The organism is Stenotrophomonas sp. 364, assembly GCF_009832905.1.
Classification (GTDB): domain Bacteria; phylum Pseudomonadota; class Gammaproteobacteria; order Xanthomonadales; family Xanthomonadaceae; genus Stenotrophomonas; species Stenotrophomonas maltophilia_AP.
In genome coordinates this window covers 3,187,572-3,209,987 of the sequence record NZ_CP047135.1, presented here as the reverse complement: position 1 = coordinate 3,209,987, position 22,416 = coordinate 3,187,572, and the positions used below count along the sequence as shown (strand labels likewise).

The 22,416-nt window shown below is 67.3% G+C and carries 28 protein-coding genes and 1 tRNA gene; 20 read left to right on the top strand and 9 right to left on the bottom strand.

Translation table 11 applies throughout. The features are described 5' to 3' along the window. Positions 1–362 precede the first annotated feature (362 nt). From ruvB to GQ674_RS14500, 12 genes are all read left to right on the top strand, one after another. Positions 363–1,403, top strand: coding sequence for a Holliday junction branch migration DNA helicase RuvB (gene ruvB / locus GQ674_RS14555; protein WP_159497644.1), 1,041 nt, complete (start codon positions 363–365; stop codon positions 1,401–1,403). Next, positions 1,393–1,824 (top strand): tol-pal system-associated acyl-CoA thioesterase, encoded by a 432-nt coding sequence (gene ybgC, locus GQ674_RS14550; protein ID WP_128095693.1) that lies wholly within the window; start codon positions 1,393–1,395, stop codon positions 1,822–1,824. Before ruvB ends, ybgC begins: the two co-directional genes overlap by 11 nt. A gap of 10 nt (positions 1,825–1,834) precedes the next feature. Then, entirely contained in the window at positions 1,835–2,614 is a 780-nt protein-coding gene (gene tolQ, locus GQ674_RS14545; protein WP_038686716.1) for a protein TolQ, read from the top strand. A gap of 24 nt (positions 2,615–2,638) precedes the next feature. Continuing rightward, positions 2,639–3,067, top strand: coding sequence for a protein TolR (tolR, locus tag GQ674_RS14540; RefSeq protein WP_159497643.1), 429 nt, complete (start codon positions 2,639–2,641; stop codon positions 3,065–3,067). Next, the gene (gene tolA, locus GQ674_RS14535; RefSeq protein WP_159497642.1) at positions 3,057–4,115 is read left to right on the top strand and encodes a cell envelope integrity protein TolA; all 1,059 of its coding nucleotides are present in this window, start codon (positions 3,057–3,059) and stop codon (positions 4,113–4,115) included. The genes tolR and tolA overlap by 11 nt, the downstream gene beginning before the upstream one ends. A 43-nt stretch (positions 4,116–4,158) precedes the next feature. Then, the gene (locus tag GQ674_RS14530) at positions 4,159–4,530 is read left to right on the top strand and encodes a TonB C-terminal domain-containing protein (protein ID WP_159497641.1); all 372 of its coding nucleotides are present in this window, start codon (positions 4,159–4,161) and stop codon (positions 4,528–4,530) included. Positions 4,531–4,685: 155 nt separating this feature from the next. Beyond that, positions 4,686–6,005 carry a Tol-Pal system beta propeller repeat protein TolB gene (gene tolB, locus GQ674_RS14525; RefSeq protein ID WP_159497640.1) on the top strand — a complete coding sequence of 440 codons (1,320 nt, stop codon included), beginning with the start codon at positions 4,686–4,688 and terminating at the stop codon, positions 6,003–6,005. 65 nt (positions 6,006–6,070) lie between these two features. Continuing rightward, positions 6,071–6,589 carry a peptidoglycan-associated lipoprotein Pal gene (pal, locus tag GQ674_RS14520; protein ID WP_038686727.1) on the top strand — a complete coding sequence of 173 codons (519 nt, stop codon included), beginning with the start codon at positions 6,071–6,073 and terminating at the stop codon, positions 6,587–6,589. Positions 6,590–6,592: 3 nt separating this feature from the next. Continuing rightward, complete coding sequence (gene ybgF, locus GQ674_RS14515) at positions 6,593–7,402, top strand: tol-pal system protein YbgF (RefSeq protein WP_201290165.1); 810 nt, start codon at positions 6,593–6,595, stop codon at positions 7,400–7,402. A gap of 135 nt (positions 7,403–7,537) precedes the next feature. Further along, entirely contained in the window at positions 7,538–8,236 is a 699-nt protein-coding gene (gene queE, locus GQ674_RS14510) for a 7-carboxy-7-deazaguanine synthase QueE (protein ID WP_159497638.1), read from the top strand. 108 nt (positions 8,237–8,344) lie between these two features. Continuing rightward, positions 8,345–9,010, top strand: a complete 666-nt coding sequence (gene queC, locus GQ674_RS14505; protein WP_159497637.1) for a 7-cyano-7-deazaguanine synthase QueC — start codon at positions 8,345–8,347, stop codon at positions 9,008–9,010. A gap of 74 nt (positions 9,011–9,084) precedes the next feature. Further along, positions 9,085–9,160: transfer RNA gene (locus GQ674_RS14500), tRNA-Lys, on the top strand. Between the two features lie 141 nt (positions 9,161–9,301). Here the strand turns inward: GQ674_RS14500 and GQ674_RS14495 are convergent. Beyond that, positions 9,302–9,625, bottom strand: a complete 324-nt coding sequence (locus tag GQ674_RS14495; protein WP_201290164.1) for a hypothetical protein — start codon at positions 9,623–9,625, stop codon at positions 9,302–9,304. A gap of 60 nt (positions 9,626–9,685) precedes the next feature. Next, the gene (locus tag GQ674_RS14490; RefSeq protein WP_159497635.1) at positions 9,686–10,345 is read right to left on the bottom strand and encodes a DUF6058 family natural product biosynthesis protein; all 660 of its coding nucleotides are present in this window, start codon (positions 10,343–10,345) and stop codon (positions 9,686–9,688) included. Positions 10,346–10,543: 198 nt separating this feature from the next. Between GQ674_RS14490 and GQ674_RS14485 the strand changes: the two genes are divergently transcribed. Beyond that, on the top strand, positions 10,544–10,915 hold the full coding sequence (locus GQ674_RS14485) for an ankyrin repeat domain-containing protein (protein WP_236546090.1): 372 nt from the start codon (positions 10,544–10,546) through the stop codon (positions 10,913–10,915). A gap of 172 nt (positions 10,916–11,087) precedes the next feature. Here the strand turns inward: GQ674_RS14485 and GQ674_RS14480 are convergent, their stop codons facing one another. Continuing rightward, positions 11,088–11,831, bottom strand: coding sequence for a hypothetical protein (locus tag GQ674_RS14480; protein WP_159497634.1), 744 nt, complete (start codon positions 11,829–11,831; stop codon positions 11,088–11,090). Between the two features lie 344 nt (positions 11,832–12,175). On the opposite strand from GQ674_RS14480, the gene GQ674_RS14475 reads away from it, so the two are divergent. The 3 genes from GQ674_RS14475 (at position 12,176) to GQ674_RS14465 (ending at position 14,938) form a co-directional block, all read left to right on the top strand. After that, positions 12,176–13,405 carry a PAAR domain-containing protein gene (locus GQ674_RS14475; RefSeq protein WP_159497633.1) on the top strand — a complete coding sequence of 410 codons (1,230 nt, stop codon included), beginning with the start codon at positions 12,176–12,178 and terminating at the stop codon, positions 13,403–13,405. Next, complete coding sequence (locus tag GQ674_RS14470) at positions 13,402–13,926, top strand: hypothetical protein (RefSeq protein WP_159497632.1); 525 nt, start codon at positions 13,402–13,404, stop codon at positions 13,924–13,926. The genes GQ674_RS14475 and GQ674_RS14470 overlap by 4 nt, the downstream gene beginning before the upstream one ends. A 121-nt stretch (positions 13,927–14,047) precedes the next feature. Next, positions 14,048–14,938: an NAD(P)-dependent oxidoreductase gene (locus GQ674_RS14465; RefSeq protein WP_159497631.1), complete on the top strand. Its 891-nt coding sequence runs from the start codon at positions 14,048–14,050 to the stop codon at positions 14,936–14,938. A gap of 10 nt (positions 14,939–14,948) precedes the next feature. On the opposite strand, the gene GQ674_RS14460 is transcribed toward GQ674_RS14465, so the two are convergent. Next, the gene (locus tag GQ674_RS14460) at positions 14,949–16,427 is read right to left on the bottom strand and encodes a S41 family peptidase (protein ID WP_159497630.1); all 1,479 of its coding nucleotides are present in this window, start codon (positions 16,425–16,427) and stop codon (positions 14,949–14,951) included. 216 nt (positions 16,428–16,643) lie between these two features. Here GQ674_RS14460 and GQ674_RS14455 point away from each other — a divergent pair, with 216 nt between their 5' ends. After that, complete coding sequence (locus GQ674_RS14455) at positions 16,644–17,081, top strand: hypothetical protein (protein ID WP_159497629.1); 438 nt, start codon at positions 16,644–16,646, stop codon at positions 17,079–17,081. A gap of 84 nt (positions 17,082–17,165) precedes the next feature. On the opposite strand, the gene GQ674_RS14450 is transcribed toward GQ674_RS14455, so the two are convergent. Continuing rightward, positions 17,166–17,321 carry a hypothetical protein gene (locus GQ674_RS14450; protein WP_159497628.1) on the bottom strand — a complete coding sequence of 52 codons (156 nt, stop codon included), beginning with the start codon at positions 17,319–17,321 and terminating at the stop codon, positions 17,166–17,168. Between the two features lie 260 nt (positions 17,322–17,581). On the opposite strand from GQ674_RS14450, the gene GQ674_RS14445 reads away from it, so the two are divergent. Together GQ674_RS14445 and GQ674_RS14440 are read left to right on the top strand one after the other, a co-directional pair. Continuing rightward, entirely contained in the window at positions 17,582–18,403 is an 822-nt protein-coding gene (locus GQ674_RS14445; RefSeq protein ID WP_159499464.1) for an alpha/beta hydrolase-fold protein, read from the top strand. A gap of 79 nt (positions 18,404–18,482) precedes the next feature. Further along, the gene (locus GQ674_RS14440) at positions 18,483–19,151 is read left to right on the top strand and encodes an MliC family protein (protein ID WP_159497627.1); all 669 of its coding nucleotides are present in this window, start codon (positions 18,483–18,485) and stop codon (positions 19,149–19,151) included. A gap of 10 nt (positions 19,152–19,161) precedes the next feature. On the opposite strand, the gene GQ674_RS14435 is transcribed toward GQ674_RS14440, so the two are convergent. From GQ674_RS14435 to GQ674_RS14425, 3 genes are all read right to left on the bottom strand, one after another. Beyond that, a complete protein-coding gene (locus tag GQ674_RS14435) occupies positions 19,162–19,824 on the bottom strand; it encodes a DUF3011 domain-containing protein (protein WP_159497626.1) in 663 nt (220 codons plus the stop codon). Positions 19,825–19,938: 114 nt separating this feature from the next. Next, complete coding sequence (locus GQ674_RS14430) at positions 19,939–20,340, bottom strand: response regulator (protein ID WP_128097278.1); 402 nt, start codon at positions 20,338–20,340, stop codon at positions 19,939–19,941. Positions 20,341–20,415: 75 nt separating this feature from the next. Further along, entirely contained in the window at positions 20,416–21,186 is a 771-nt protein-coding gene (locus GQ674_RS14425; protein ID WP_328803784.1) for a CPBP family intramembrane glutamic endopeptidase, read from the bottom strand. Between the two features lie 154 nt (positions 21,187–21,340). On the opposite strand from GQ674_RS14425, the gene GQ674_RS14420 reads away from it, so the two are divergent. Further along, on the top strand, positions 21,341–21,634 hold the full coding sequence (locus GQ674_RS14420; RefSeq protein WP_159497624.1) for a zf-TFIIB domain-containing protein: 294 nt from the start codon (positions 21,341–21,343) through the stop codon (positions 21,632–21,634). A gap of 22 nt (positions 21,635–21,656) precedes the next feature. On the opposite strand, the gene GQ674_RS14415 is transcribed toward GQ674_RS14420, so the two are convergent. Further along, positions 21,657–22,169, bottom strand: coding sequence for a GNAT family N-acetyltransferase (locus GQ674_RS14415; protein WP_159497623.1), 513 nt, complete (start codon positions 22,167–22,169; stop codon positions 21,657–21,659). Positions 22,170–22,416 lie beyond the last annotated feature (247 nt).

Genomic DNA, 22,416 nt, shown 5'->3' with positions numbered 1-22,416 from the left:
ATCCCCCCACCTTCGGTGCGCCCCCTTGAACACCAAGGGGGCTCTCTTCCAGACGCTCGGCGCGATCTGTGGACGAACATGTCACGGCTTTGCTTGCCTGGCGGCGCACGGAATGTTGGCGAAGGCGGGGTGGGTCCGGTTGCGGGGGCGTGAGCGCCATGGATGGCGCGACCGAGCTTACAGGGACGTACTTGCAGCGTCCCCCGCAGCCGGACCCACCCCGCCGTCTCTCAGTACACCGGCTGTTGCCTTGGCTGTTGCCTTGGCTCTTGCCGGGCAGAGCCCGGCGCTACGCGTGGAGCCGGCCAGCGGCCGGCACTACCGGGGCGCGGATCGCGCCCCTTTTGCCGCATAATTGCCGCATGACAGACGACCGCATCATCGGTGCCGGTGCCACCCGCGAAGACGAGGGCACCGACGCCAGCATCCGCCCCAAGCGCATGGCCGATTACCTGGGCCAGGCGCCGGTGCGCGAGCAGCTGTCGATCTATATCGAGGCGACCAAGGCCCGTGGCGACGCGCTCGACCACGTGCTGATCTTCGGCCCGCCCGGGCTGGGCAAGACCACGCTGAGCCACGTGATCGCCAATGAACTGGGCGTGGCCCTGCGGGTCACCTCCGGCCCGGTGATCGAAAAGGCCGGCGACCTGGCCGCGCTGCTGACCAACCTGCAGCCGCACGATGTGCTGTTCATCGACGAAATCCACCGCCTCTCGCCCGTGGTCGAGGAAGTGCTGTACCCGGCCATGGAAGATTTCCAGATCGACATCATGATCGGCGAGGGCCCGGCGGCCCGCTCGATCAAGATCGACCTGCCGCCGTTCACCCTGATCGGGGCCACCACCCGGGCCGGGCTGCTGACCGCGCCGCTGCGCGACCGCTTCGGCATCGTGCACCGGCTGGAGTTCTACACCCCGGAAGAGCTGACCAAGATCGTCCGTCGCTCGGCCGCCATCCTCAACATCGACTGCACCGCCGAAGGCGCGGCCGAAATCGCGCGGCGCTCGCGCGGCACCCCGCGTATCGCCAACCGCCTGCTGCGCCGCGTGCGCGACTACGCCCAGGTCAAGGCCGCCGGCCATATCGACCAGGACGTGGCACAGGCGGCCATGCAGATGCTCAAGGTCGACCCGGAAGGCTTCGACGAGCTGGACCGGCGCATGCTGCGGACCATGGTCGACTACTTCGACGGCGGCCCGGTGGGCATCGAATCGCTGGCTGCGGCCCTGTCCGAAGAGCGCGGCACGCTGGAGGACGTGGTCGAGCCGTACCTGATCCAGCAGGGCTTCCTGATCCGCACCGCGCGCGGCCGCATGTGCACGCACAAGGCGTACCGGCACATGGGCCTGAAGCCGAAGAATCCCCCCGCGGACCTGTTTGCCGAGGCCCTGGATGGAAATTGAGCCCCGGTTCAGTTGGCCGACACGCATTTACTGGGAAGATACCGACGCTGGCGGCGTGGTCTACCACGCACGCTATGTGGCCTTCATGGAGCGGGCACGGACCGAATGGATGCGGGCATTGGGCTTTGGCCAGGAGCGCACGCGCACCGACCATGGCCTGGTGTTCGCGGTCCGCGCGATGACCATGGATTTCCTCAAGCCGGCGCGGCTGGACGATGCGCTGGCGGTGACCGCCACGCTGGTGCAGTGCAAGCGCGCCAGCATGGTGTTCGACCAGCGCGTGTGTCGCGGCGATGAAACGCTGCTGACCGCCCAGGTCAGGATCGCGGCATTGGATGCCTCCACCTTCAAACCGCGTGGCATGGACGATGTCCTCCTTGCCGCGTTGAAACCCTACGAACTTCAAGTATCCGCACAGTGAGGAACAACGGATGATCGCAATGCTCCTGGCCCTGCAGGCCACGGTGACCGAGGCGCTGCCGCAGGAAGTGACCAGTGCTGCGGCGCAGACGGTTGCGCAGGCCGCGCATGGCGGTGGCATCAACTACCTGGACCTGATGGTCAAGGCCAGCCTGCCGGTGAAGATCATCGTGCTGCTGCTGCTGGCCGGTTCGTTCATCAGCTGGGTGATCATTTTCCGCAAGGCGCGCGTGTTCAACGCCGCCAACCGCGAAGCTGACGAGTTCGAAAGCCGCTTCTGGTCCGGCGCCGACCTGGGCAAGCTGTACAGCTCGGCCACCGACCGCAACCGCAAGGTGGGCGGCCTGGAAGCGATCTTCGAAGCCGGCTTCCGCGAATTCACCCGCCTGCGCGACAAGCGCCGGCTGGACGGTCGCGCGCAGCTGGAAGGCGCCCAGCGCGCCATGCGCACCACCTACACCCGCGAAGTGGACCAGATGGAACGCAGCCTGGAGCTGCTGGCCAACATCGGTTCGACCGCCCCTTACGTGGGCCTGGTCGGTACCGTGTTCGGCATCATGGTGACCATGCACGACATGATCAACAGCGGTGAGCAGGCCGGTATCGCCTCGGTCGCGCCGGGCATCTCCGAAGCCCTGTTCGCCACCGCCATCGGCCTGTTCGTGGCCATCCCGGCGGTGTGGGCCTACAACCGCTTCACCACCCGCGTGGAGCGCATGTCGGTCCGTTTTGAGACCTTCGCAGAAGAGTTCAGCTCGATCCTGCAGCGCCAGAGCGCCGGCGACGAGTAAGCGCCCCGCACCAAGGACCCTGCCATGACTGCTGCCATCGGCCGCCGCAAGCGCCGCAAGCTCAAATCCGAAATCAACGTCGTGCCGTACATCGACGTCATGCTGGTGCTGCTGATCATCTTCATGGTCACCGCGCCGCTGCTGACGCTGAGCTTCGAAGTCGACCTGCCCAGCTCCCAGGCCAAGGCCCTGGAAAGCAAGCAGGACCCGGTGATCGTGTCGGTGCGCCTGGACGGCCAGCTCAGCCTGAAGCTGCCCGAGGCCAAGGACCCGACCCCGATGGATCCCGGCCAGCTGCAGGCGCAGCTGGGCGCGTTGGCCGCACAGGACAAGAACCTGCGCGTGATCGTGGCCGCCGACAAGGCCGTGGCCTATGAAAAGGTGGTCGCGGCGATGGACGTGATCAAGCGCGCCAACGTGGAAAAGGTGGGCCTGGCGACCGATGCACGCTGAAGCCCTGCCACCGCAGCGCCAGCCGGAAGAAAAGTGGGGTCTGCCGATCGCGCTGGCGCTTGGCGTGCACCTGCTGCTCGCGCTGGTGTTCATCGGCGCCTGGCTGTGGTCGCCGCAACGCACCACCGAGGCCGCCGCCGGCGACCCGGCGATCGAGGCCAGCCTGCAGTTGTCCGCCTCCGAGGCCGCCGCTGCGCGCCAGGCGCTGCGTGCCTCGGAGAAGCTGCCCGACCTGCCTGAGCCGGTCGCCCAGCCCGAGCCCATCCCCGAAGACACCGTGCCCCCGCCGCAGCCGATCGAGGAACCGCGCCCGCAGGACGCGCCCACCCCGCAGCAGCAACAGGCGCAGGAACGCGTGGCCCAGCCCGACAAGATCGACCAGGAGGCGGTGAACGCGCTGGCGATCTCGGCTGAGAAGGCCAAGCAGGAGCAGGAAGCCAAGCGCCGCCAGGAACAGATCGACCTCACCGAGCGCAAGCGCCAGGAGCAGGCCGAGCAGAAGCTGCGCCTGGCCAAACAGCAGGAAGAGGCGGAAAAGAAGAAGCTGGCCGAGCAGCAGCAGAAGGCCAACGACACCAAGGCCGAAGCCGAGCGTCAGCAGAAGATCGCCGAGATCCGGCGCAAGCGCGAGCAGGCCGAGAAGGAAGCCAAGCTGGCCGAGCAGAAGCTGCGCCAGGTCGCCGCCGCGCGCGCGGCCAGCGGCACGGCGGCTACCACGGGCGCCACCGGCGCGGCCAAGCCGGCGGCCGGCGCCGGCGGTACCAGCGACGACCTGCAGGCCAAGTACGCCGCCGCGATCCAGCAGAAGGTGCTGGCCTCGTGGACCCGCCCGGACAACGTGCCGTTCGGCCAGCGCTGCAAGATCGTCATCCAGCAGCTGCCCGGTGGCACGGTGAACAGCGCCAAGGTCAGCCCGGACTGCCCGTTCGACGAGGCCGGCCGCCGCTCGATCGAAGCGGCCGTGCTCAATGCCCAGCCGCTGCCGTACCGGGGCTTCGAGACGGTCTTCCAGCGCACCATCAACTTCAACTTCACCGCGCAGGACTGAGCCCGGGCCGATTGCCCTGGGCCCCGCCTGCGCAGAGCCCCGCATGATGAAGATGCTTTCCCTGTTGGCGGTGATCCTGCTGGTGCCGGGGCTGCTGGGGCCTGGACAGGCGCATGCCGCCCCGGCGCCGGGCCAGGTCAGCCTGCGCACCGCCTATGCCATGGCGATCCGCGACCGGATCATCGCGTCCTGGCTGCCCCCGCCCTCGATGACGTCGGGCCAGCACTGCCGGGTGAGCATCACCCAGCTGCCGGGCGGAACGATCGTCAGCGTCAAGGTGGATGCGGCCTGCCAGTTCGATGCGGCCGGCAAGGCGACGCTGGAACGTGCGGTACTGCGCGCCCAGCCGCTGCCTTACAAGGGCTTCGAGGCCGTGTTCGACCGTAGCCTCAACATCGGCTTTACCGCGCCATGACCCCATGGAGCGCTGGCAGGGATGCCAATCGTTAACGAAATGTGAGTTTTTTGCCGTGGTGACTCTGCTTTCACGCACCGTTGGTTCATGATTGCGAAACGGTTCACCGCCGTCCTGCTATCCCTCGTTCCGGTTTTCCTTCCCTTGAGTGGTCCATGAAGAAAATGCCTCGTTGGCTTGCCGTTGTTGCGGCCCTGTTGTTGCCCTTTGCTGCCATGGCGCAGCAGAAGGGGCTGGATATCGACATCATCGGCGGCAATGCGTCCGCAACCCCGATCACCGTGGTGCCCATGCCCTACCAGGGCTCGGCCGGTGCACCGCAGACCGACGTCGCGGCCGTGGTACGCGCCGACCTGGAGCGCTCGGGCCAGTTCCGCACCCTGCCGGAAGCGCAGATCGTGGAAAAGCCGACCCGGGGCAGCGAGATCCAGTTCGCCACCTGGCGCGCGCTGAAGCAGAACTACATTGTGGTGGGCCGGGTCATGGACGCCGGTGCCGGCGCCTACCGCGTCGAGTACGAACTGTATGACGTGCCCAAGGGCGAGCGCCTGCTGGGCCTGGCGATGACCGCCCGCGGCAACGCCATGCGCGACGTCGCCCACCAGATGGCCGACGCCATCTACGAGAAGATCACCGGCGTCCGCGGCGCCTTCTGGACCCGCATCGCCTATGTCACCGCCAGCGGCAAGGGCGATGCCATGCGTTACGCGCTGATGGTGGCCGATTCGGACGGCTTCAACCCGCAGACCATCGTGCGCTCGGCCGAGCCGCTGCTGTCGCCGTCGTGGAGCCCGGATGGCAACCGCCTGGCCTACGTCAGCTTCGAGCGGGGCAATTCCGCCATCTACATCCAGAACATCTCCACCGGCGCCCGCGAACTGGTCACCAGCTTCCGCGGCATCAACAGCGCCCCGTCGTTCTCCCCGGACGGCCGCCGCCTGGCCCTGTCGCTGTCGCGCAGCGGCAACCCGGAGATCTACGTGATGGACCTGGGCAGCAAGCAGCTGACCCAGCTGACCAACCACTTCGCCATCGACACCGAGCCGACCTGGAGCGCCGACGGGGCCAGCGTCTACTTCACCTCCGACCGTGGCGGCCGCCCGCAGATCTACCAGGTGCCCTCCAGTGGCGGCAGCGCCTCGCGCGTGACCTTCCAGGGCAACTACAACGCGACCCCGAGCCTGTCCTTCGACGGCAAGAAGCTGGTGGTGGCCCAGGGTAGCGGCAATACCTACAAGATCGCGATGATGGACAGCAGCCTGGGTTCGGCGCGCTGGAGCACGCTGTCGCCGGGTTCGCTGGACGAATCGCCGAGCTTTGCGCCCAACGCGAGCATGGTGTTGTACGCCGCCCGTGAGGGTGGTCGCGGCGTCTTGTACGCCGTCTCGGCCGATGCGCGCGTGCGCCAGCGGCTGGTTTTGGCCGACGGTGACGTCCGTGAGCCTTCTTGGTCGCCTTACCGTACAAAGCGCTAACAGAGTGTTAAGATTTCCACCGTATTCATCCCACATCCGGCTTTAGGAGCCTCAAAGGTATCGCCATGAACAAGACCACCCGCGTTCTGCTTGTCTCCCTGTTGTCCGTGGCCGCCCTGGCCGGTTGCTCGAAGAAGGTGAAGGAACAGCCGGCAGCCCCGGTTGATACCGGCTCCTCGACCACCACCCCGAGCGGTCCGTCGACCTCCGGCCTGTACGGCCCGGGCGACCTGGACACCGATTCCTGCCTGCGCCAGCGCGTGGTGTACTTCGACCTGGACAAGGAAGAAGTGAAGCCGGAATTCCAGGCCATCATGGCGTGCCACGCCAAGTACCTGCGTGACCGTCCGTCCTCGCGCATCACCCTGCAGGGCCACACCGACGAGCGCGGTTCGCGTGCGTACAACCAGGCCCTGGGCGAGCGTCGTGGCAACGGCGTCAACTCCGCTCTGCAGGCCAACGGTGGCTCGGCTTCGCAGCTGACCGTCGTGTCCTACGGCGAAGAGCGTCCGGTCTGCACCGAGTCGGGCGAGTCCTGCTGGTCGCAGAACCGTCGCGTCGAGATCGTGTACACGGCTCAGTAATAGATGCGCTTTCGATTTCTATCGATGATCGTTGCGGCAGCCCTCGTGGCTGCCGCACCGGCCAATGCGCAGCGCCAGAGCCTGGCCGACCGCGTTGGCGCGCTTGAGCAGCAGGCCCAGAACAACCAGTCCAACATGGACATGCTCAACCAGCTCACCCAGCTTCGCACCCAGGTGCAGGCCCTGCAGTCGCAGGTGGAGCAGTTGCAGCATGACAACGAGCAGCTCAAGCAGACCGCCAAGGACCAGTACCTGGACCTGGACAGCCGCTTGAACCGACTGGAAGGTGGCGCACCGCTGCTGCCTGCCGCACCCGCCGCGAGCGCACCTGCGCCCGCCGCTGCAGCACCGAAACCGGCAACGGCCGCTTCCGAGCGGCCGCCCTCCGTGCATGGCGATGCCGGCAGCCTGGCTGCCAGTGGTGAGGAGCGTACGGCTTACAACGTCGCCTTCAATTCGCTCAAGGCCGGCAAGTACGACGACTCGGCGCAGCTGTTCCTCAGCTTCCTTGAGTTGTACCCCAACGGCGTCTACGCCCCCAATGCGCTGTACTGGCTGGGCGAGAGTTACTACGCCACCCGAAATTTCCCGCTGGCTGAGGCGCAGTTCCGCGACCTCATCTCGCGCTACCCGACCCACGACAAGGCGTCGGGCGGCCTGCTCAAGATCGGCCTGTCGCAGTATGGCGAAGGCAAGGTCGACCAGGCCCAGGCCACCCTGGAACAGGTGGTGGCCACCTATCCCGGCAGCGATGCCGCGCGTACCGCGCAGGACCGCCTGCAGTCGATCCGGCTGGGCCAGCAGATCCGCTGAACCGCCGTCCGGGCGCCGCCCAGGCCGCCCCGCTATAATGATCCCTCGTAGAGCCGGGCTCTGCCCGGCCGCATGAACTGCCGGGCACGTCCGGCTGTTGTCGTTTCCGATGCCGTATTCCCAAGAATCACCGCCATGACCGTTTCCTTGTCCGCCGCCGCCGCGCTCCCCAGCGAGATCGTGCAGTCGCCCCTCCCGCGCCTGAAGATCACCGAGATCTTCACCTCGCTGCAGGGCGAAGCCGATGCCGCCGGCTGGCCGACCGTGTTCGTGCGCCTGACCGGCTGCCCGCTGCGCTGCACCTACTGCGACACCGCCTACGCCTTCCATGGCGGCACCTGGTGGGACATCGATGCGATCGTGGCCGAGGTGCAGGCCCAGGGCGTGCACCACGTCTGCGTGACCGGCGGCGAGCCGCTGGCGCAGAAGCGCTGCCTGGTGCTGCTGGAAAAGCTGTGCGACGCAGGCCTGGACGTGTCGCTGGAAACCTCCGGCGCGCTGGACGTCAGCGCGGTCGATCCCCGCGTCTCACGGGTGGTGGACCTGAAGACCCCCGGCTCCGGCGAAATGGCCCGCAACCGGCTGGAGAACCTGCCGTTGCTGACCCGCCGCGACCAGATCAAGTTCGTGCTGTGCAGCCGCGAGGACTACGAGTGGGCACGCGGCATGGTCGCCGAGCACCGCCTCAACCAGCGCAGCATGGTGCTGTTTTCGCCCAGCAAGGACCAGGTGAGCCCGCGCCAGCTGGCCGACTGGATCGTCGAAGACCGCCTGCCGGTGCGCTTTCAGATGCAGCTGCACAAGCTGCTCTGGAACGACGAACCCGGCCGCTGAGGTCGGTTGTCGAGGGCGCAACGACCGCTCACCACGCCTCAATTTCCAGTTTTCATCCCGGCGCGGGACAGCGTGCTGGCTCCCGCAACCCACCGGAAACACCCCCTCATGAAAAAAGCAGTCGTCCTCCTGTCCGGCGGCATGGACTCCGCCGCCGTCATCGCCATCGCCCAGGAGCAGGGCTTCGCCGTGCACGCGCTCAGCGTGCGCTATGGCCAGCGCCACACCTCCGAACTGGAGGCGGCCGCCGCGGTCGCCCAGGCGCTGGGCGTGGTGGCGCACAAGACCGTCAACGTGGACCTGCGCAGCATCGGCGGCTCGGCCCTGACCGATGACATCGACGTACCCGAGGCGGGCGGGGAGGGCATTCCGGTCACCTACGTGCCGGCGCGCAATACCATCATGTTGTCGGTCGCACTGGGCTGGGCCGAAGTGCTGGGCGCCAGCGACATCTTTTGCGGCGTCAACGCCGTGGACTATTCCGGCTACCCCGATTGCCGCCCCGAGTTCATCGCCGCCTTCCAGGCCCTGGCCAACCTGGCCACCAAGGCCGGCGTGGAAGGCGCGGGCATCCAGGTGCACGCGCCGCTGCAGTTCCTGAGCAAGGCCGACATCGTGCGTGAAGGCGTGCGCCTGGGCGTGGACTTCGGCCTGACCGTGTCCTGCTACAACGCCGACGACACCGGCGCGGCCTGCGGCCACTGCGATGCCTGCCGCCTGCGCGCGCAGGGCTTCACCGATGCCGGCGTGGCCGACCCGACCCGTTACGCCTGAGCGCTAAGTGGTTTCGCCCGAGCGCCTTGTGGGTTAGAATGCGCACCCCCGGCAGCGATGCCGGGGCATGCAATGGGCCGTTAGCTCAGTTGGTAGAGCAGAAGACTTTTAATCTTTTGGTCGATGGTTCGAATCCATCACGGCCCACCATTGCAGCAACGAATCAGGCGCCTACCGGGCGCCTTTTTTGTGGCTTGGGGCCATCACTGCCCGCTCGGCAGTACCACCGCGCGACGACCCGGTCAGGGATCGAAAGGCGTGCCGCCGCTACTGCAGCGCAGCTCATCGCTGCTACCAGCCAGATGGCTCGCCATCCTCATCGTCCACCGACATCCCGGTGCAGGCGCGGACCCAGGCAAACAGCCGCGCAAGATCCGCTTCGATGCTGGTCGGGTGAGCACTGACCTCAAGAAACACGCGTTCCTCTTCCAGGAACACGCGTACGTCGTGGCACCACGCATCCGCGCCCCTCGGCTCGGTGCCTACCAGCCGGAATTCGTGCGCGCCAACACAGCGGGAAAAGGTCTCAAGCTGGGTGATTTTCTGCTTCACCTCGTCACGATGGGACGCATACCATCCCTCATCCTCAAACGACAGCACGAACTCCGCTGACATCTCCATCTCCCTGCTGCTGTGATGCATCCCGCTGGGAGCAAGTAGCGGCCCGCCGCGGCTCTATGCCGCCCCTTCCTGGGTGGCTTGATGGGCGCTGAGCACGCGTGGACGCAGGTCCTCCACCAGCCGCTTTCTGCTGCTGCGCGCGTACTCGGCAGGGGAGAAGGGCATGGCGGAGTCGGCGTAGTCATCAATCAACGCCAGCAACTCGCCGGCGGCGATGCCGGGCGGTGCGGGGTTGCTTCCGTTGCAGGTCAACGCAACCAGGGTTTTCTGGAGCACCTCTTTTCGCACAATGCCCTTGCCACTGGACGGATCGGCGACGCACAGGCCGAATGTGCCGTTGAAGAAGTGCGGAAGCAGCGCCTCTACCGTTGCGTCCACCCGGTGCGCGTCGTCGTCGCAGGTGCGCAGATGCGCCGCCAGTTCGGCCGCCAACGTCGAGACCACTGCCGCGCGCTCCTCGCCTGCGGCGGCGTCTGCGGCGATGCGGACCCAGCGGGTGCATTCGGGGCGGAAGAACGCACCGGATACCCGCGAATCGGTGTCGATCGATCCGAACGCGGCCGAGTGGATCGTCCCCGCATTGCAGCGGTACGTCGGCGCGGGAATGGCCTCGGCCGCAATCAGCGCATCCAGACGCTGCACGGTGATGCCTGCCAGCGCTGCGCAGGTGGATGTGTCGACAAAGTGATCGCGCAGGTACGCATCCAGCAGCATGGGGTCTCCATCAAGAAAAAGTTGCAGCGTATGGAGGGTAGCCGAAACACACGCGCGCATGGAGGATCCGCCGCCTGCCCCTGCCGCATCAGCGGGCAACGCTGTCGCTAAAGGCTGCTCGGTACGCGTTGGTGGGGGTGACCGGAGCCCGTTTACCGCCACGGCTGGACGACCACACGTCCTCCGCGGGGACTACATATGGTCGATCATATTATTGAATTGCTCAGAGCACTGAGAGTAGCAATGGAGCTAGATCGTCTTCTCTCGCTGTATCGGGAGCTTCCAGAATTTATGGGCATCAAAATTACTCACGTTGATCAGGTGAGTGCGTTTGGTGATATGTCGATAAACGTTGCTGCAACACGGGGCTCAATCGAGGAGCTCGAGACGCTGCTGGGCGCCGGTGCCGATGTAAATAGCGCTGGCGAGCATGGATGCACTCCGTTGCACAATGCGGTCGAGCAGGGCAAGTACGAAGCAGTGGAGTGGCTGCTGCGTCACGGCGCACAGAGAGGAATAAGAAACGAAGCGGGAGAGACGCCGGGACAGTTGGCCTCTTTGCTTGGTTAGACACATAGTGCGGCGCACTTGAGCGACAGATAGTAGAGCTGAGGCCCTGGGGGGAACGCGCAGGTAGAGAGCATGCGCCTGCAGCGTGGCAAGCGTTACCCATTGGACATGTGGACAGTGCGCGTGGCGTGGGCGTGGATGCCGTACTCGACTGCGGTGCTCCGCCGCTGGATCAGGAGGCGCACAGTGTTCCGCACCCGTCGGCGCTGAACGCCACAACGGCCTGCTGGAGCAGTGCGGCATCGTTTGCATCCATCTGCTGGCGCGCGTCTTTCAAGGCGTCGCGCACGGGCAGGCGCTGCGCCGGCTGCAGCATGCGCGCGTAGGGGGCCGCCGTTTCTGCCAGTGCGCGCACCAGGGTGTGCCTCAGCGCGCTATCAGCAGGCTGCGCGCGCATTGTCTCCAGCATATCCAGGTACTGGCGTTGCGCGTTGCGGCGCAGGGTATCGGTCCCGTCAGGTCCCAGCGCGGCCCGTTCGTCGGGCGTGGCAACCGTAAGCCATTGGTCCAACAGCGGCTGAATCCGTGCGCCGCAGCGCAGCAGGTAAGGCAGCAGCAGGCCCAGTTGTGGTTGGAAGCGTTCTGCATTGCGGCGGCCAAGGCTTGCCTGCTCGCCGGGGTGGATGCGTACGGCGGCGGGCATCGCGGCCAGTCCAAACTGCATCAGCTGGGTGGACACGGTTTTACCGTACTCGCACGCATTGACCAGCAGTCCAAGATCCGCGGGTACGTAGTCCGGCGCGAGGATCGCATCGCGGTGGGTGATCGCCGCCAGCAACTGCATGGCATCGGCGCTGTCCAGTTGCGTGGGCGCATTGGCAGCTTCGGCCGCCTGGACCAGGTGCAGGTAGTCGCGCGCGGCTTCGTACTGCGTCATGAACTGCGGCGGGATGTCGTTTGCCTTGGCGGGCGCCACGGCCAGCAGCGCTGCAAGGAACGTTGCGCCCAGTAGCAGCGGTGTCCGTGCAGGCGCGCGCCACGCCCAACGTCGGGCGAACGAAAAAACTGGGGTGCCGCTCATCCGTGGCGCATTCCTGGGATCGATTCCGCACGCAGGATAGGTGAGCCGGGCGCATGCCGGCAACCGCGGGGGCAATGTGCTGCGCGGCTTCCGGCCGGGGCGGCAGCCTCCATTGCCTCCCACGGGGATTATGTATAGTAGGTTTTGTGATCAATCGCGCGGTTTGGGGTTCAATCGGCGTGATAAAGCAGTAGGTGATTATTCCCTCCATTTACTCTGACGTATCCAAGGATGGCGCCATGGCACGGAACTGGATTGTGATGGGAGACCCCACCAGCACTGGGGGACAGGTCATCACGGCATCGAACGAAACCGACATCATGGGAATGGGCGTTGCGCGGATAGGCGACAAGGCCACCTGCCCGAAGCTGCACAAGGGTATTTTCCCCATTGTCGATGGGGATATCACGATCCTGGTGGATGGACAGCCCGTGGCATTGCACGGTTGCGCCTTGGCCTGTGGGTGTCGCGTACTGTCCGGCAAGCAGGCCAACGTCTTCGCTGACAGTGGTGCGGCCGCGGGAAGCGCTGCCGCCGCCAGCGCAGGCACCGGCGCCGCCGCAGGGGCGGGCAGTGCGGCGGCGGGCGCAGCAGGTGTCCTGAAAGCGGTGTTGGCCTCGGCGGCGACGTTCGATCAGGCAATCCGCTTCGTTGGCAAAGAGGGGACGCCGTTGGCCGAGGTGCCGTACACCCTGCACCTGGCCGATGGCCGCACGGTGTCTGGGACCACCGATGCCCAAGGAGAAACCACGCGCGTCTCGACAGAGCAGAGCCAGACCATCGTGCGCGCTGAACTACGCGCACCCGCACAGCCGGTCGGTTGCTGCGCGCGCGTGGCGCCGGACGACGCCGAGGACGCCGAGGTCTTCGACGTTGACGGCGTGGTGACCACATCGGAAGCGCTGGGCACCTCGATAGCCCCGGTCACCGCACCCGGCCACGAGCGCGGCCTGACGCCCGGAGAGATCGACATGGCCCGCCTGGTCTTTGGCGATGCGGTCGACTACGCCCAGGTGAAGGTCCACAACCACGGCTACTGGATGTTCTTCGGTTTCCAGAACAAGGACACCGCGGTGACGCCCAACGGGGAGATGTATTTCCCCAAGGGCATTTACAAGGACGATTATTCGACCGACAGCGTCAGCTTCCAGCAGTTCTTCATCCATGAAATGACCCATGTCTGGCAGTACCAGCTCGGTTACAACGTCAAACTGGTCCGCGCGCCGCGCCCCAACATGAGTTACGACTACGTGCTGGATGAGATCCGCCTGTTCCCTGACTACAACATGGAAGCGCAGGGCGACATGCTGGCCGACTATTTTCTGGTGGCCTTCCGCGGCTCCCAGTCACGCATGAATAATGTGCGTTACCGTACCGTGCCCGATATCGGTGCGCAGCTCGAGCGCACCTTGCAGCCCTTCCTTGCCGCGCGCAGTGACAAAAACAACCTGCCCAGGACGACGCAATGAGCCGTTTGCATGTTTCCCTGCTGTTGATCGGTGTCCTGGTGCCGGGCTTGGCAAGCTGCGCCTCGCCCGCCGGCCGGTATCAGCAGGCGCTGGTCAAGGAACAGCAGGGGGCGCCCTGTTTTGGCGTGCCGGCAATCCGCACGGGCGACGCGCCTGCGAAGATAACCGGGGTGTCGGTGATGGAGGTCGGTTCGGGCGGCGCGGCGATCTGGGAACGTGATTTCCTGCGGGATGGCCAGGCCGAACCCACGCTCGCGCCGGATCAATGCCTGCGCTACGGCGACGGGGGAACGTCGCCACCGCCGCGCCTGCAGCCTGGCAAGCGGTACCAGGTGGAAATGTGGGGCAGTGCACGGGCACAGCGCGGGGCGCCCCAGTCGCGCTGGTTCAACGGCTACTTCTGCGTAGTTGACGCAGGCGGAGTAGCGAAGATCAACGCGGTCCAGCAGGGAAAGGACGGCGCGCTGCGTTGGGACACCTGCGGGTCCCCTGCACAGCCGGTAGGCCAGGCCGGGCGCTGAGCGCGCGCAGGTCGCAACGATTCCGACGCCTGGCCGGCCGCAGCCGTGGACGCCCGGGCGCCGACTCTGGCTACAATCAAATCATCCCGGTAGCTCCCGGGCGCTGACCAAGTGCCACACAGTGAAGATTCTCCTGACAGGAAGTTCAGGCCGGGTGGGGCGCGCGATCTTCGGCGCGCTGTCCGCACGGCACGAGGTAGTCGGGCTGGACCGCAGCCCCTTCAACACCACCCGGCACGTGGCCGATATCACCGATATGCGCACGCTGCGCACGGCACTGGTGGGCGTGGATGCCGTGATCCACTGCGCGGCGCTGCACGCCCCGCACGTGGGGCTGATGCCCGACACCGAGTTCCACCGCATCAATGTGGAAGGCACCCGCACCCTGGCGATGCTGGCCCGCGATGCGGGGGTGTCGCGCTTCGTGTTCACCAGCACCACCGCGCTGTACGGTCATGCGATTGTGCCGGGCCGCTGCACGTGGATCGACGAGCGTACCCCGCCACAACCGCGCACGGTCTACCACCGGTCAAAGCTGGCGGCCGAGCACTGGCTGGAGGAGGCGGCCAGCCCCGGCTTCCAGGTGCGGGTGATCCGGATGTCGCGGTGCTTCCCTGAAACCGCCCAGCGCATGCTGCTGTATCGCCTGCATCGCGGCATCGACGTGCGCGACGTGGCCGATGCGCACGCGGCGGCACTGCGCAACACCGGGCCCATGTTCCAGCGCTATATCGCCAGCGGCGCCACGCCGTTCGGCCCGGAAGACTGCGAACGGCTGGTCAGTGAGCCGCGCGCGGTGCTGGCGCGGCGCTGCCCGCAGTGGCTGGCCGAGTACGACCGGCGCGGCTGGGCGCTGCCGGTGATCGACCGCATCCACGACGCCACCGCGGCCAGCATCGGCCTGGGCTGGCGCAGCCAGCGCGGGCCGGAAGCGGTGCTGGCACAACTGGCCGAGCACTCCATCGAAGTGCTGCCGCATCCGATGCGCGACGCAGACTGCACGGTGGACTGACCGCCGCGGGTCAGTGCCGGGCCAGGTCCACGGCCACCGCATCCAGCATCCGCTGCGCGCGGGCGCGGGCCGATTCATCGGCGCGCATGTCGATGGGCAGGTCCGGCGTAATGCCCGCCATTTCGTCGCTGCCATCGGCACGCAGGCGCACGCAGTTCGGAATACGCATGCGCAGCTGAGAGTGCGGCAAGGCGCGTGGTGGCGGCGGACTCATGAAGCCGCAGCCGTAGCCGCCGGTCGTGCTGCCGACCACGCGTGCTATACGGTTGTCCTGCAGCCGTGCGGCGAACATTTCCGCCGAAGAGGCGGTTTTCGCATCGGTGAGCACGTACACCGGCCCCTGCCAGGCGGCCCAGTGTCGGCGCAGGTCCTGCGCCCAGTCGAGCCGGTGGGCAATCAGGAAATCGCTGATCGCGTCCACCGCCGGGGTGGCCAGCGGGCCGCCCGAACTGCCGGCGGCGACCAGCTGCCGGCAGGGCAGCGCCGGCCAGTCGCGCGGTGCCTGCCACACCCACGCCATGTCGCAGGGCGGCGCCCGCGTGGCGCGCAGGGACGCGGCGAAGCGGTCGCGCTGCTGCACCAGCAGCGGGCGCGCGGTGGCGTCGGGATGATGGTGGCGCAGGGCGTCGTCAATGCGCTCGTACTGCTCCTGCAGGTAGTCGCGACCGGCTGCCGACTGGCTGACCCACAGCGGCGCCGACTGCACCGGCGCGTTACTGAACAGGCGGGCAAGCGTGTCGCCGCTGTCGTCGCCGCCCGGATTGGTGCCCACGTCCACCAGTACCGCATCCACACCCTGCTGCTGGAAGCGACGCAGCGTCCCGGCGATCTCGGCCACCCACGCGTCATTCAACGTGGCCCGCATGTCGTTCACCGCGTCGGCATGCCGCAGTTGACCCCACAGGCGGTGGCACAGGCCGGGGTAACGCAGCGCATCGAATTCATGCAGGCGCAGCAGGCCCAGGCGGTGGCCATCGGCCAGCGCGATCACCCCGCTGCGCAGTGCCGGGTCGGCCCCACCGGCGGTGGCGTGGTAGCCGGGCAGGGCCTGCAGCGGCACGCTGTAGTCGTGCCGGCCCTCGTCCAGTACGCCCAGCGCCGCGCAGCCGGTGGACGCATCCAGCGTGCGCGGATCCACTGCGGCGGGGGCCGCGGCGGGCGCGCCGGCTGCCTGCCGATCGAGCAGTCTCAGGTGGCCATCGTGAAACCCGGCCAGGAAGGTGCGCAGCGCCTGTTCCGCCTGCGCATCGCTGCCGGCCGTGGCGATGGCCTGCTGCGCATCGCGTTCGAGTGCGGGCAGGTCGACGCCGCTCTGCGCGGAGGCGACCCAGGCCAAGTGCGCATAATCGTTCTGCAGCGTCTGCTTCAGGACCGCCAGATCGCCACGCCAGGCCTCGCGATCAATGCCCGGGGCTGCGTGGCTGGCAAAGGCCATCGACAGCGCCATGACCATCAGCGCCCCTGCTTTCAGTGTGTGTCCTGCCCACATCGCCGTGCTCCCTGCCAAGGCGCTGCCTGCGCCTGCGAACCCCGATCCTAGCCCCGCCGGCACGGGGGCGGAAGGGCGGGTAGTCGGGCTAATACTGGCCTCACACCGCCGTCCCGTGCCGGGGCGCAGGTTGAAGGCGATTCAACAGCTGGGACTGCACTCCAGCGGAGCCGTGTGATGTCCACGCACATTGTTGAGCGACAACGGCAGGTCCGCATGCTCAACCGCATCGTCGCGGTGGCGCGCGACGACCATGCCCTGCATGCCCACGCCGCGGCCCGGCTGCAGGGAAGCGATGCTGCCCTGTGTGCCGTGATGATGCACATGGCGGGCTCAAGCGCGGCCATCATCGCCACCCTGGGCAGACGCGTGCGGCAGGCTGGCGGACGACCCGCACGGCACGGCACACTGCTGGGTGGGGTGCGCGCAGGCTTCGGCTGGTGGGGCACGGTGCTGGGGGATGCCGGCATTCAGTACGCCAGCCAGGGGCAGGCGTGCAGGGGCAGGCTGATCCGCGCTCTGCAGGCTGCGTTGAACGACGCGACGTTGCCGGAGGATGCACGGCCGATGCTGGACGACATGATGCGCCACGCACAGCACGACTGGCAGCAACTGCATGGTTGGCTGGACGGTCTTCGCGCGCGCGAGGTGTAGTGCTGTTCACACCTGAGGGGCCGGGAGGAATCACCGGCGGCATGAGGCTGCGCGTAGCGCGCAGCCCCACTGTCTGCGTCGCAGTTACTTCTGCTGCGGGTTCTTCGGTGCGTCCTTGTTGCCCTGTTCCTGCTTCTGCTGCTTGGCCAACGTGTCCTTGCGCTCCTGCTCCTTCTGCTGGTCGATCTGCGCAGCGGCATTTTTCTGGACGTTGTTTTCGTTGTTCTGCATGGTGGACATTGCGGTACTCCAGGACGACGTGATGTCGTGCGATCCACACTGGACCGGGTGCTGTTACGCAGCGGTCACACTGGCATGAGGGTAGGGTCAGGGTGGCTTTGAGCACGGACTGGCGTTCATGCGCGGCGCAGTGTTCATAATGCGCGCGGGCCGATGGGGCCTTCGATGACGGGCGACAACGCATGGCAGCACTTCCGGGCAGGCAGCAGGGGCGCACGTGGTGGCGGGCAGGTATACGCGGCGCGCTGGTATGCGTGGCGATGCTGCTGGTGTGGCTGGCGGGTACGGTGAACGCGCGTGCCGGGACACCCGTGTCTGCAGGCGACACAACGCCGTTGGTGATCGGCGAGACCTTCGTGCTGGTGTCGCAGGCAGTGGGGGAAACCCGACGCATCAACGTTTACCGGCCCTCTGCCTGGAACGTGCCGGCCGACCAGCCCCTGCCGGTGTTGTACATGCCCGACGGTGGCATCGGCGAGGATTTTCTGCACGTGGCTGGCCTGGTCCAGGTACTGGTGGCCAACGGCAGCATGCGCCCGTTCCTGCTGGTCGGAATCGAGAATACCGAGCGTCGCCGCGACATGACCGGCCCCACCTCCGATCCGGACGACCGCCGGATCGCGCCGCGGGTGAGCGGATCGGCCGCGTTCCGCCGCTTTCTGCGAGACGAGTTGATGCCGCAGGTGCGGCGGCGGTACGCGACCACGCCGGAAACGGCGATCATGGGTGAATCGCTGGCCGGCTTGTTCGTGGTGGAGACGCTGCTTCGCGAGCCCGCGCTGTTCGATACCTACATCGCGCTGGATCCCAGCCTGTGGTGGAACCGGGGCGGGCTGGTTGATGAAGCCGAGGCGCTGTTGGCCCTCCACGCGCCACAGGGCAAGACCGTGTTCGTGGCCACCAGTGCCGAGCGCGGCATCGCCGTGCCCAGCGCCCGCTTCATGGAGGCACTGACGGCCCATGCTCCGGGAGTCAGGCGTCGCTACGTGGCGCTGCCCGATGAAAGCCACCAGACGCTCTACCACCCGGCCGCGCTGCTGGCGCTGCGCAGCCTGTTCACCCCGCCGGCCGCCGCGCCCTGAGCGATCTGTTTGTGCACACCCAACACGCGGCGGCGGGCGCACAATAGCGCGTCTTTTGCTGACTGTTGTTGGAGGTGCCATGAACCGATTCGTCCTGCTGGGTGTGGGGGCGCTTGCGCTCGCGGGCTGTTCCAAACCGGCCCCGTCCGATACCGCCGCGCCGGCGCAACCGCCCGCCACCGCTGCGCCGGCTCCGACGCCGACCGCACCGGCTGCCGCCACGGATGCCACGTTGCAGCCGCCCTCGTTCGATTGCGCCAAGGCGCAGTCCGAGTCGGAGAAACTGGTCTGCGGCGACGCCCGCCTGGCCGCGCTCGACCGCCAGCTGGCCGCGCTCTACAAGCGCGTGCAGACCAGCCCGGACGAACTGGATATCGCCGCCGAGCAACGGGGCTGGGTCAAGGGCCGTGATGCCTGCTGGCAGGCGGTCGACCGCCACCGGTGCCTGATCGAGTCCTACCAGACCCGCATCGTCGAACTGAACATCGGCAGCGGCGGCGTGCCTGCGCCCACGCCTGTGCACTACCAGTGCGATGACGCCAGCAAGCCGGTCAGCGTGGTGTTCTACAACGAACTGGACCCGCAGGCCGCAGTGGTCAGCCTGGGCAAGGACCAGGCCATCGTCTTCCCCGCCCAGGCCGCAAGCGGCAGCCGCTACACCCGCGAAGGCGTGGAGTTCTGGGAACACCAGGGCGAGGCCACGCTGGACTTCTACGGCACCACGCTGAGCTGCAAGGCCGCCGGTTGACGCCGCTGCGCTACCGCACCCGGCGGTAGCGCACTTCGTTCTGGCGATCGCCCACTTCGGTGGTGACGAAGCCGTCCCGGCTCTGGTTGATGTCGAACACGCTGCCGCCCACGTTGAGCTGGCCGCCGTTGACCCACCCGCTCAGGTTCTGCCCGCGTGCTTGGGCGGACATGCGCCCGTCGCTGTCGATCCGCATGCGGATGTCGGCGCCGTAGATGGGGTTGTAGCCTTCGAACTCGCCCACCATCCAGCCGGGCACATAGGAGCTGTGGCGCGGCCCCTGGTAGTTGTCGTCGTCATAGCGCTCGTCCTGCTTGTTTGCGTTGTGCACCAGCGCGCCGAGGATGGCCGCGCCGATCAGCACGCCGGCGGCGACCTTGGCGTCGTGGTTGTCGCCACGGTCGTCGTCGCGGGAGCCACCGTCGTGGACGCGGAAGGTGGCGCGGCAGCCGTCATCCACCCACACCTGGCGGCGGTCATAGTCCCAGCTTCGGCCTTGCCGGCAGTCCGCCCCGGACAAGGTGCGCTCCAGGCTGACGTAGCCGGCGCGGGGCAGGTCGCACGACTGGTAGCGGTTGTTGCGGCTTTCGCAGGTCACCAGGTCATCGGCGCGCGCGTCGGCGATCGACACGGCAAACAACAGCGGAGCGGTCAGCAACAGGCGAATCTGCATGGTGGCGGTTCCGGTGGCAGGGAAGCGTTGCACCGCTGGCCCGGGCGGGCGCGACAGCGGGCTGTCGAACCGGACGATGACAGTTGCCGATGAAAACCGGATGAAGACCGCCGATCAGGCGGCTTGGCCGACGTCCTGCTGCTGGAAACACGCGCGGATGGCGTCCAGCAGTTCGCTCATCGAATACGGCTTGGGCAGGAAGTGGATGCCCGGGCGCAGCTGCGGCAGCACGTCGGCCGGCTCCAGCCCCGAGGTCACCAGCACCGGCAGGCTGGGCTGGTACTGCTTGATGCGGTGCGCCGCCTCAATGCCACTCACGCCGCCCAGGCACACATCGGTGAATACCAGGTCGAACCGTTCGCCGGCCTGCAGCAGGCCGAGCGCGGCCTCGGCCGAACTCACGGCGGCAACGTCACAGGCTTGGCTTTCCAGCACCATGCGGCTGAGTTCGCGGGTTTCTTCGGTGTCTTCGATCAACAGCACGCGCGGTGCAACGTGGCGCTTGGACAGCAACATGACGCAGTGTTCCCTGGCAGTGGTTCGGAATGGCGCGCAAGTATGCGGCGTCACCGGGTGAGGGGATCGTGCACGTCAGCGTTGGCGGCATTCCGTGCGTCGCCGCCACCGCCGCAGCGCCACCAGCCCCAGCACCGCCAGCAGCGCGGCCGACAGCCGCAGGCTGTTGCCCTGCCAGCCGATGGCCGTGGTTTCGCTGACCTGCATGACATTCCACGCCATGTTCAGGGACACGTGCAGCACTACCGCGCTCCATACGGTATCGCGGTCCAGGCTGCACAACGCGGCGAACACCAGCCCCCCGATGAACGTCATCGCCAGCACCTGCAGCGCGACGCCACCACCGCCGCCGAACGACCACCAGTGGATCGCACCGAACACCGCCGACTGCAGCAGCGCTGCGGGCCACCAGGGCCAGCGCATCTGGCGACGCACGAAGATGAAGCCGACGCCGCGGAAGATCACTTCCTCGGCAAGCGGAAACAGCACCGCCAACATCAGCAGCGACAGCCAGGTCCAGTCCGTGCCGACACCGCCCAGCCACCACAGCCCGAACCAGCACGGCAGGGTTGCCAGCAGCACCACCGCCGGGCCCTGCCAGCCAGTGCCGGCCAGCCCCACGGCGCGTACCAGCGAGTGCCCGGGGCGCAGCAGCCAGGCGGCCACCGCCAGTGCCAGCAGCACGCCCAGTCCGTTGTCGACCACCGCGCCCCCGAATGGCATCGGCCGGCCCGGCACTGTCCATCCGGCCCATGCGGCGATGTCGCGCAGGTTGATCGAGGCCACCAGGGTGATGACGATCAGGCCGACGGTGAGCCAGCGGGGGCGGGACGGGTGGGGGGTCATGGGCGACATCCTTGGCGTGTGTGCCGCACAGTGTCGGCAGGTCAGGCAGGCGTCGCCATGGGGCATAGGTCAGGGGGACCTCGGTCATGCGCACGTTGCGCGGCGCTCAGGCGCGGCAGGGTAGAGTCGGGGTTTGAACGATGGAGCCGCGACGATGCAATGCCCCGTATGCAAGACCCAGGCGCTGGTGATGTCCGAGCGCCAGGGCATCGAGATCGACTACTGCCCGCAGTGCCGCGGCGTGTGGCTGGACCGCGGTGAACTGGACAAAATCATCGAGCGCTCGACCGATTCCGCTGCGCCGATGCGTGCCGCTACACCGCCACCGCCGCCGCAGGCCGTGCAGCACCGTGATACCCGCCACCTGGGGCAGCAGCAGTACGGCGACCAGCACGGCTACCGCAAGAAGAAGAAAGAAGGCTTCCTGTCGGACCTGTTCGATTTCTGAGCCGGGTGCCGGTCCTGTCTGATCAGGGCCGGCGCAGGATGAATTCCAGGTCGCGGCTGTCGCCCACCACGAAGTAGTAGGTGCCGACCTGGACGCAGCCGTAGCGCGCATAGAAGCGCTGTGCGCCGAAGTTCTCCGACCACACGCCCACCCACAGGGTGCGGCGTGCGGGGCGATCCAGCCACTGCAGGAATGCCTCCATCAGGCGTGCACCGTGCCCCCCGGACTGGTGGCTGGCCAGCACATACAAGCCCTTGAGTTCGACATCGCCGTCGACGGCATCGGCGTGCGCCAGGGTATTCGCTCCGGCGGCCAGATAACCCACCGCGCGCCCGTCCTCTTCCAGCAGCCAGACCGCACTGCGTGGGTCCTCCAGTTCGCGCCGCTGCGGCGCCGGGCTGTAATGCTCGTCCAGGAACGCGTGGAGGTCCTGCGGCGGGTAGGAATCGCCGAAGGTTTCGGTGTAGGTGGCGATGGCGATCGCCGACACAACCTGTGCATCGGCCGGGGTAGCGCGACGGATCTGCAGGGACATGGCAGGGGGGGCACGGAAGGGGGGTGGCAGCGTACGCCATCCGGGGCGCCCCCGACAAAACCGGGGCGAGGATGGCGGAACCCTGGCCCCGGCGCATCACATCACTATCCGGGAGCGCCGCTGAGCACGGCACCCGGGTGTCGGGCAGGGTGCGCTGCGGTACGCGCGCGCCCTGTGACGCCCCGTTCGGGCCCGTCGGATCCGGCTTGCACCATCCCTGTTGTGTTGTCCCGGGCGCATGCCGCGC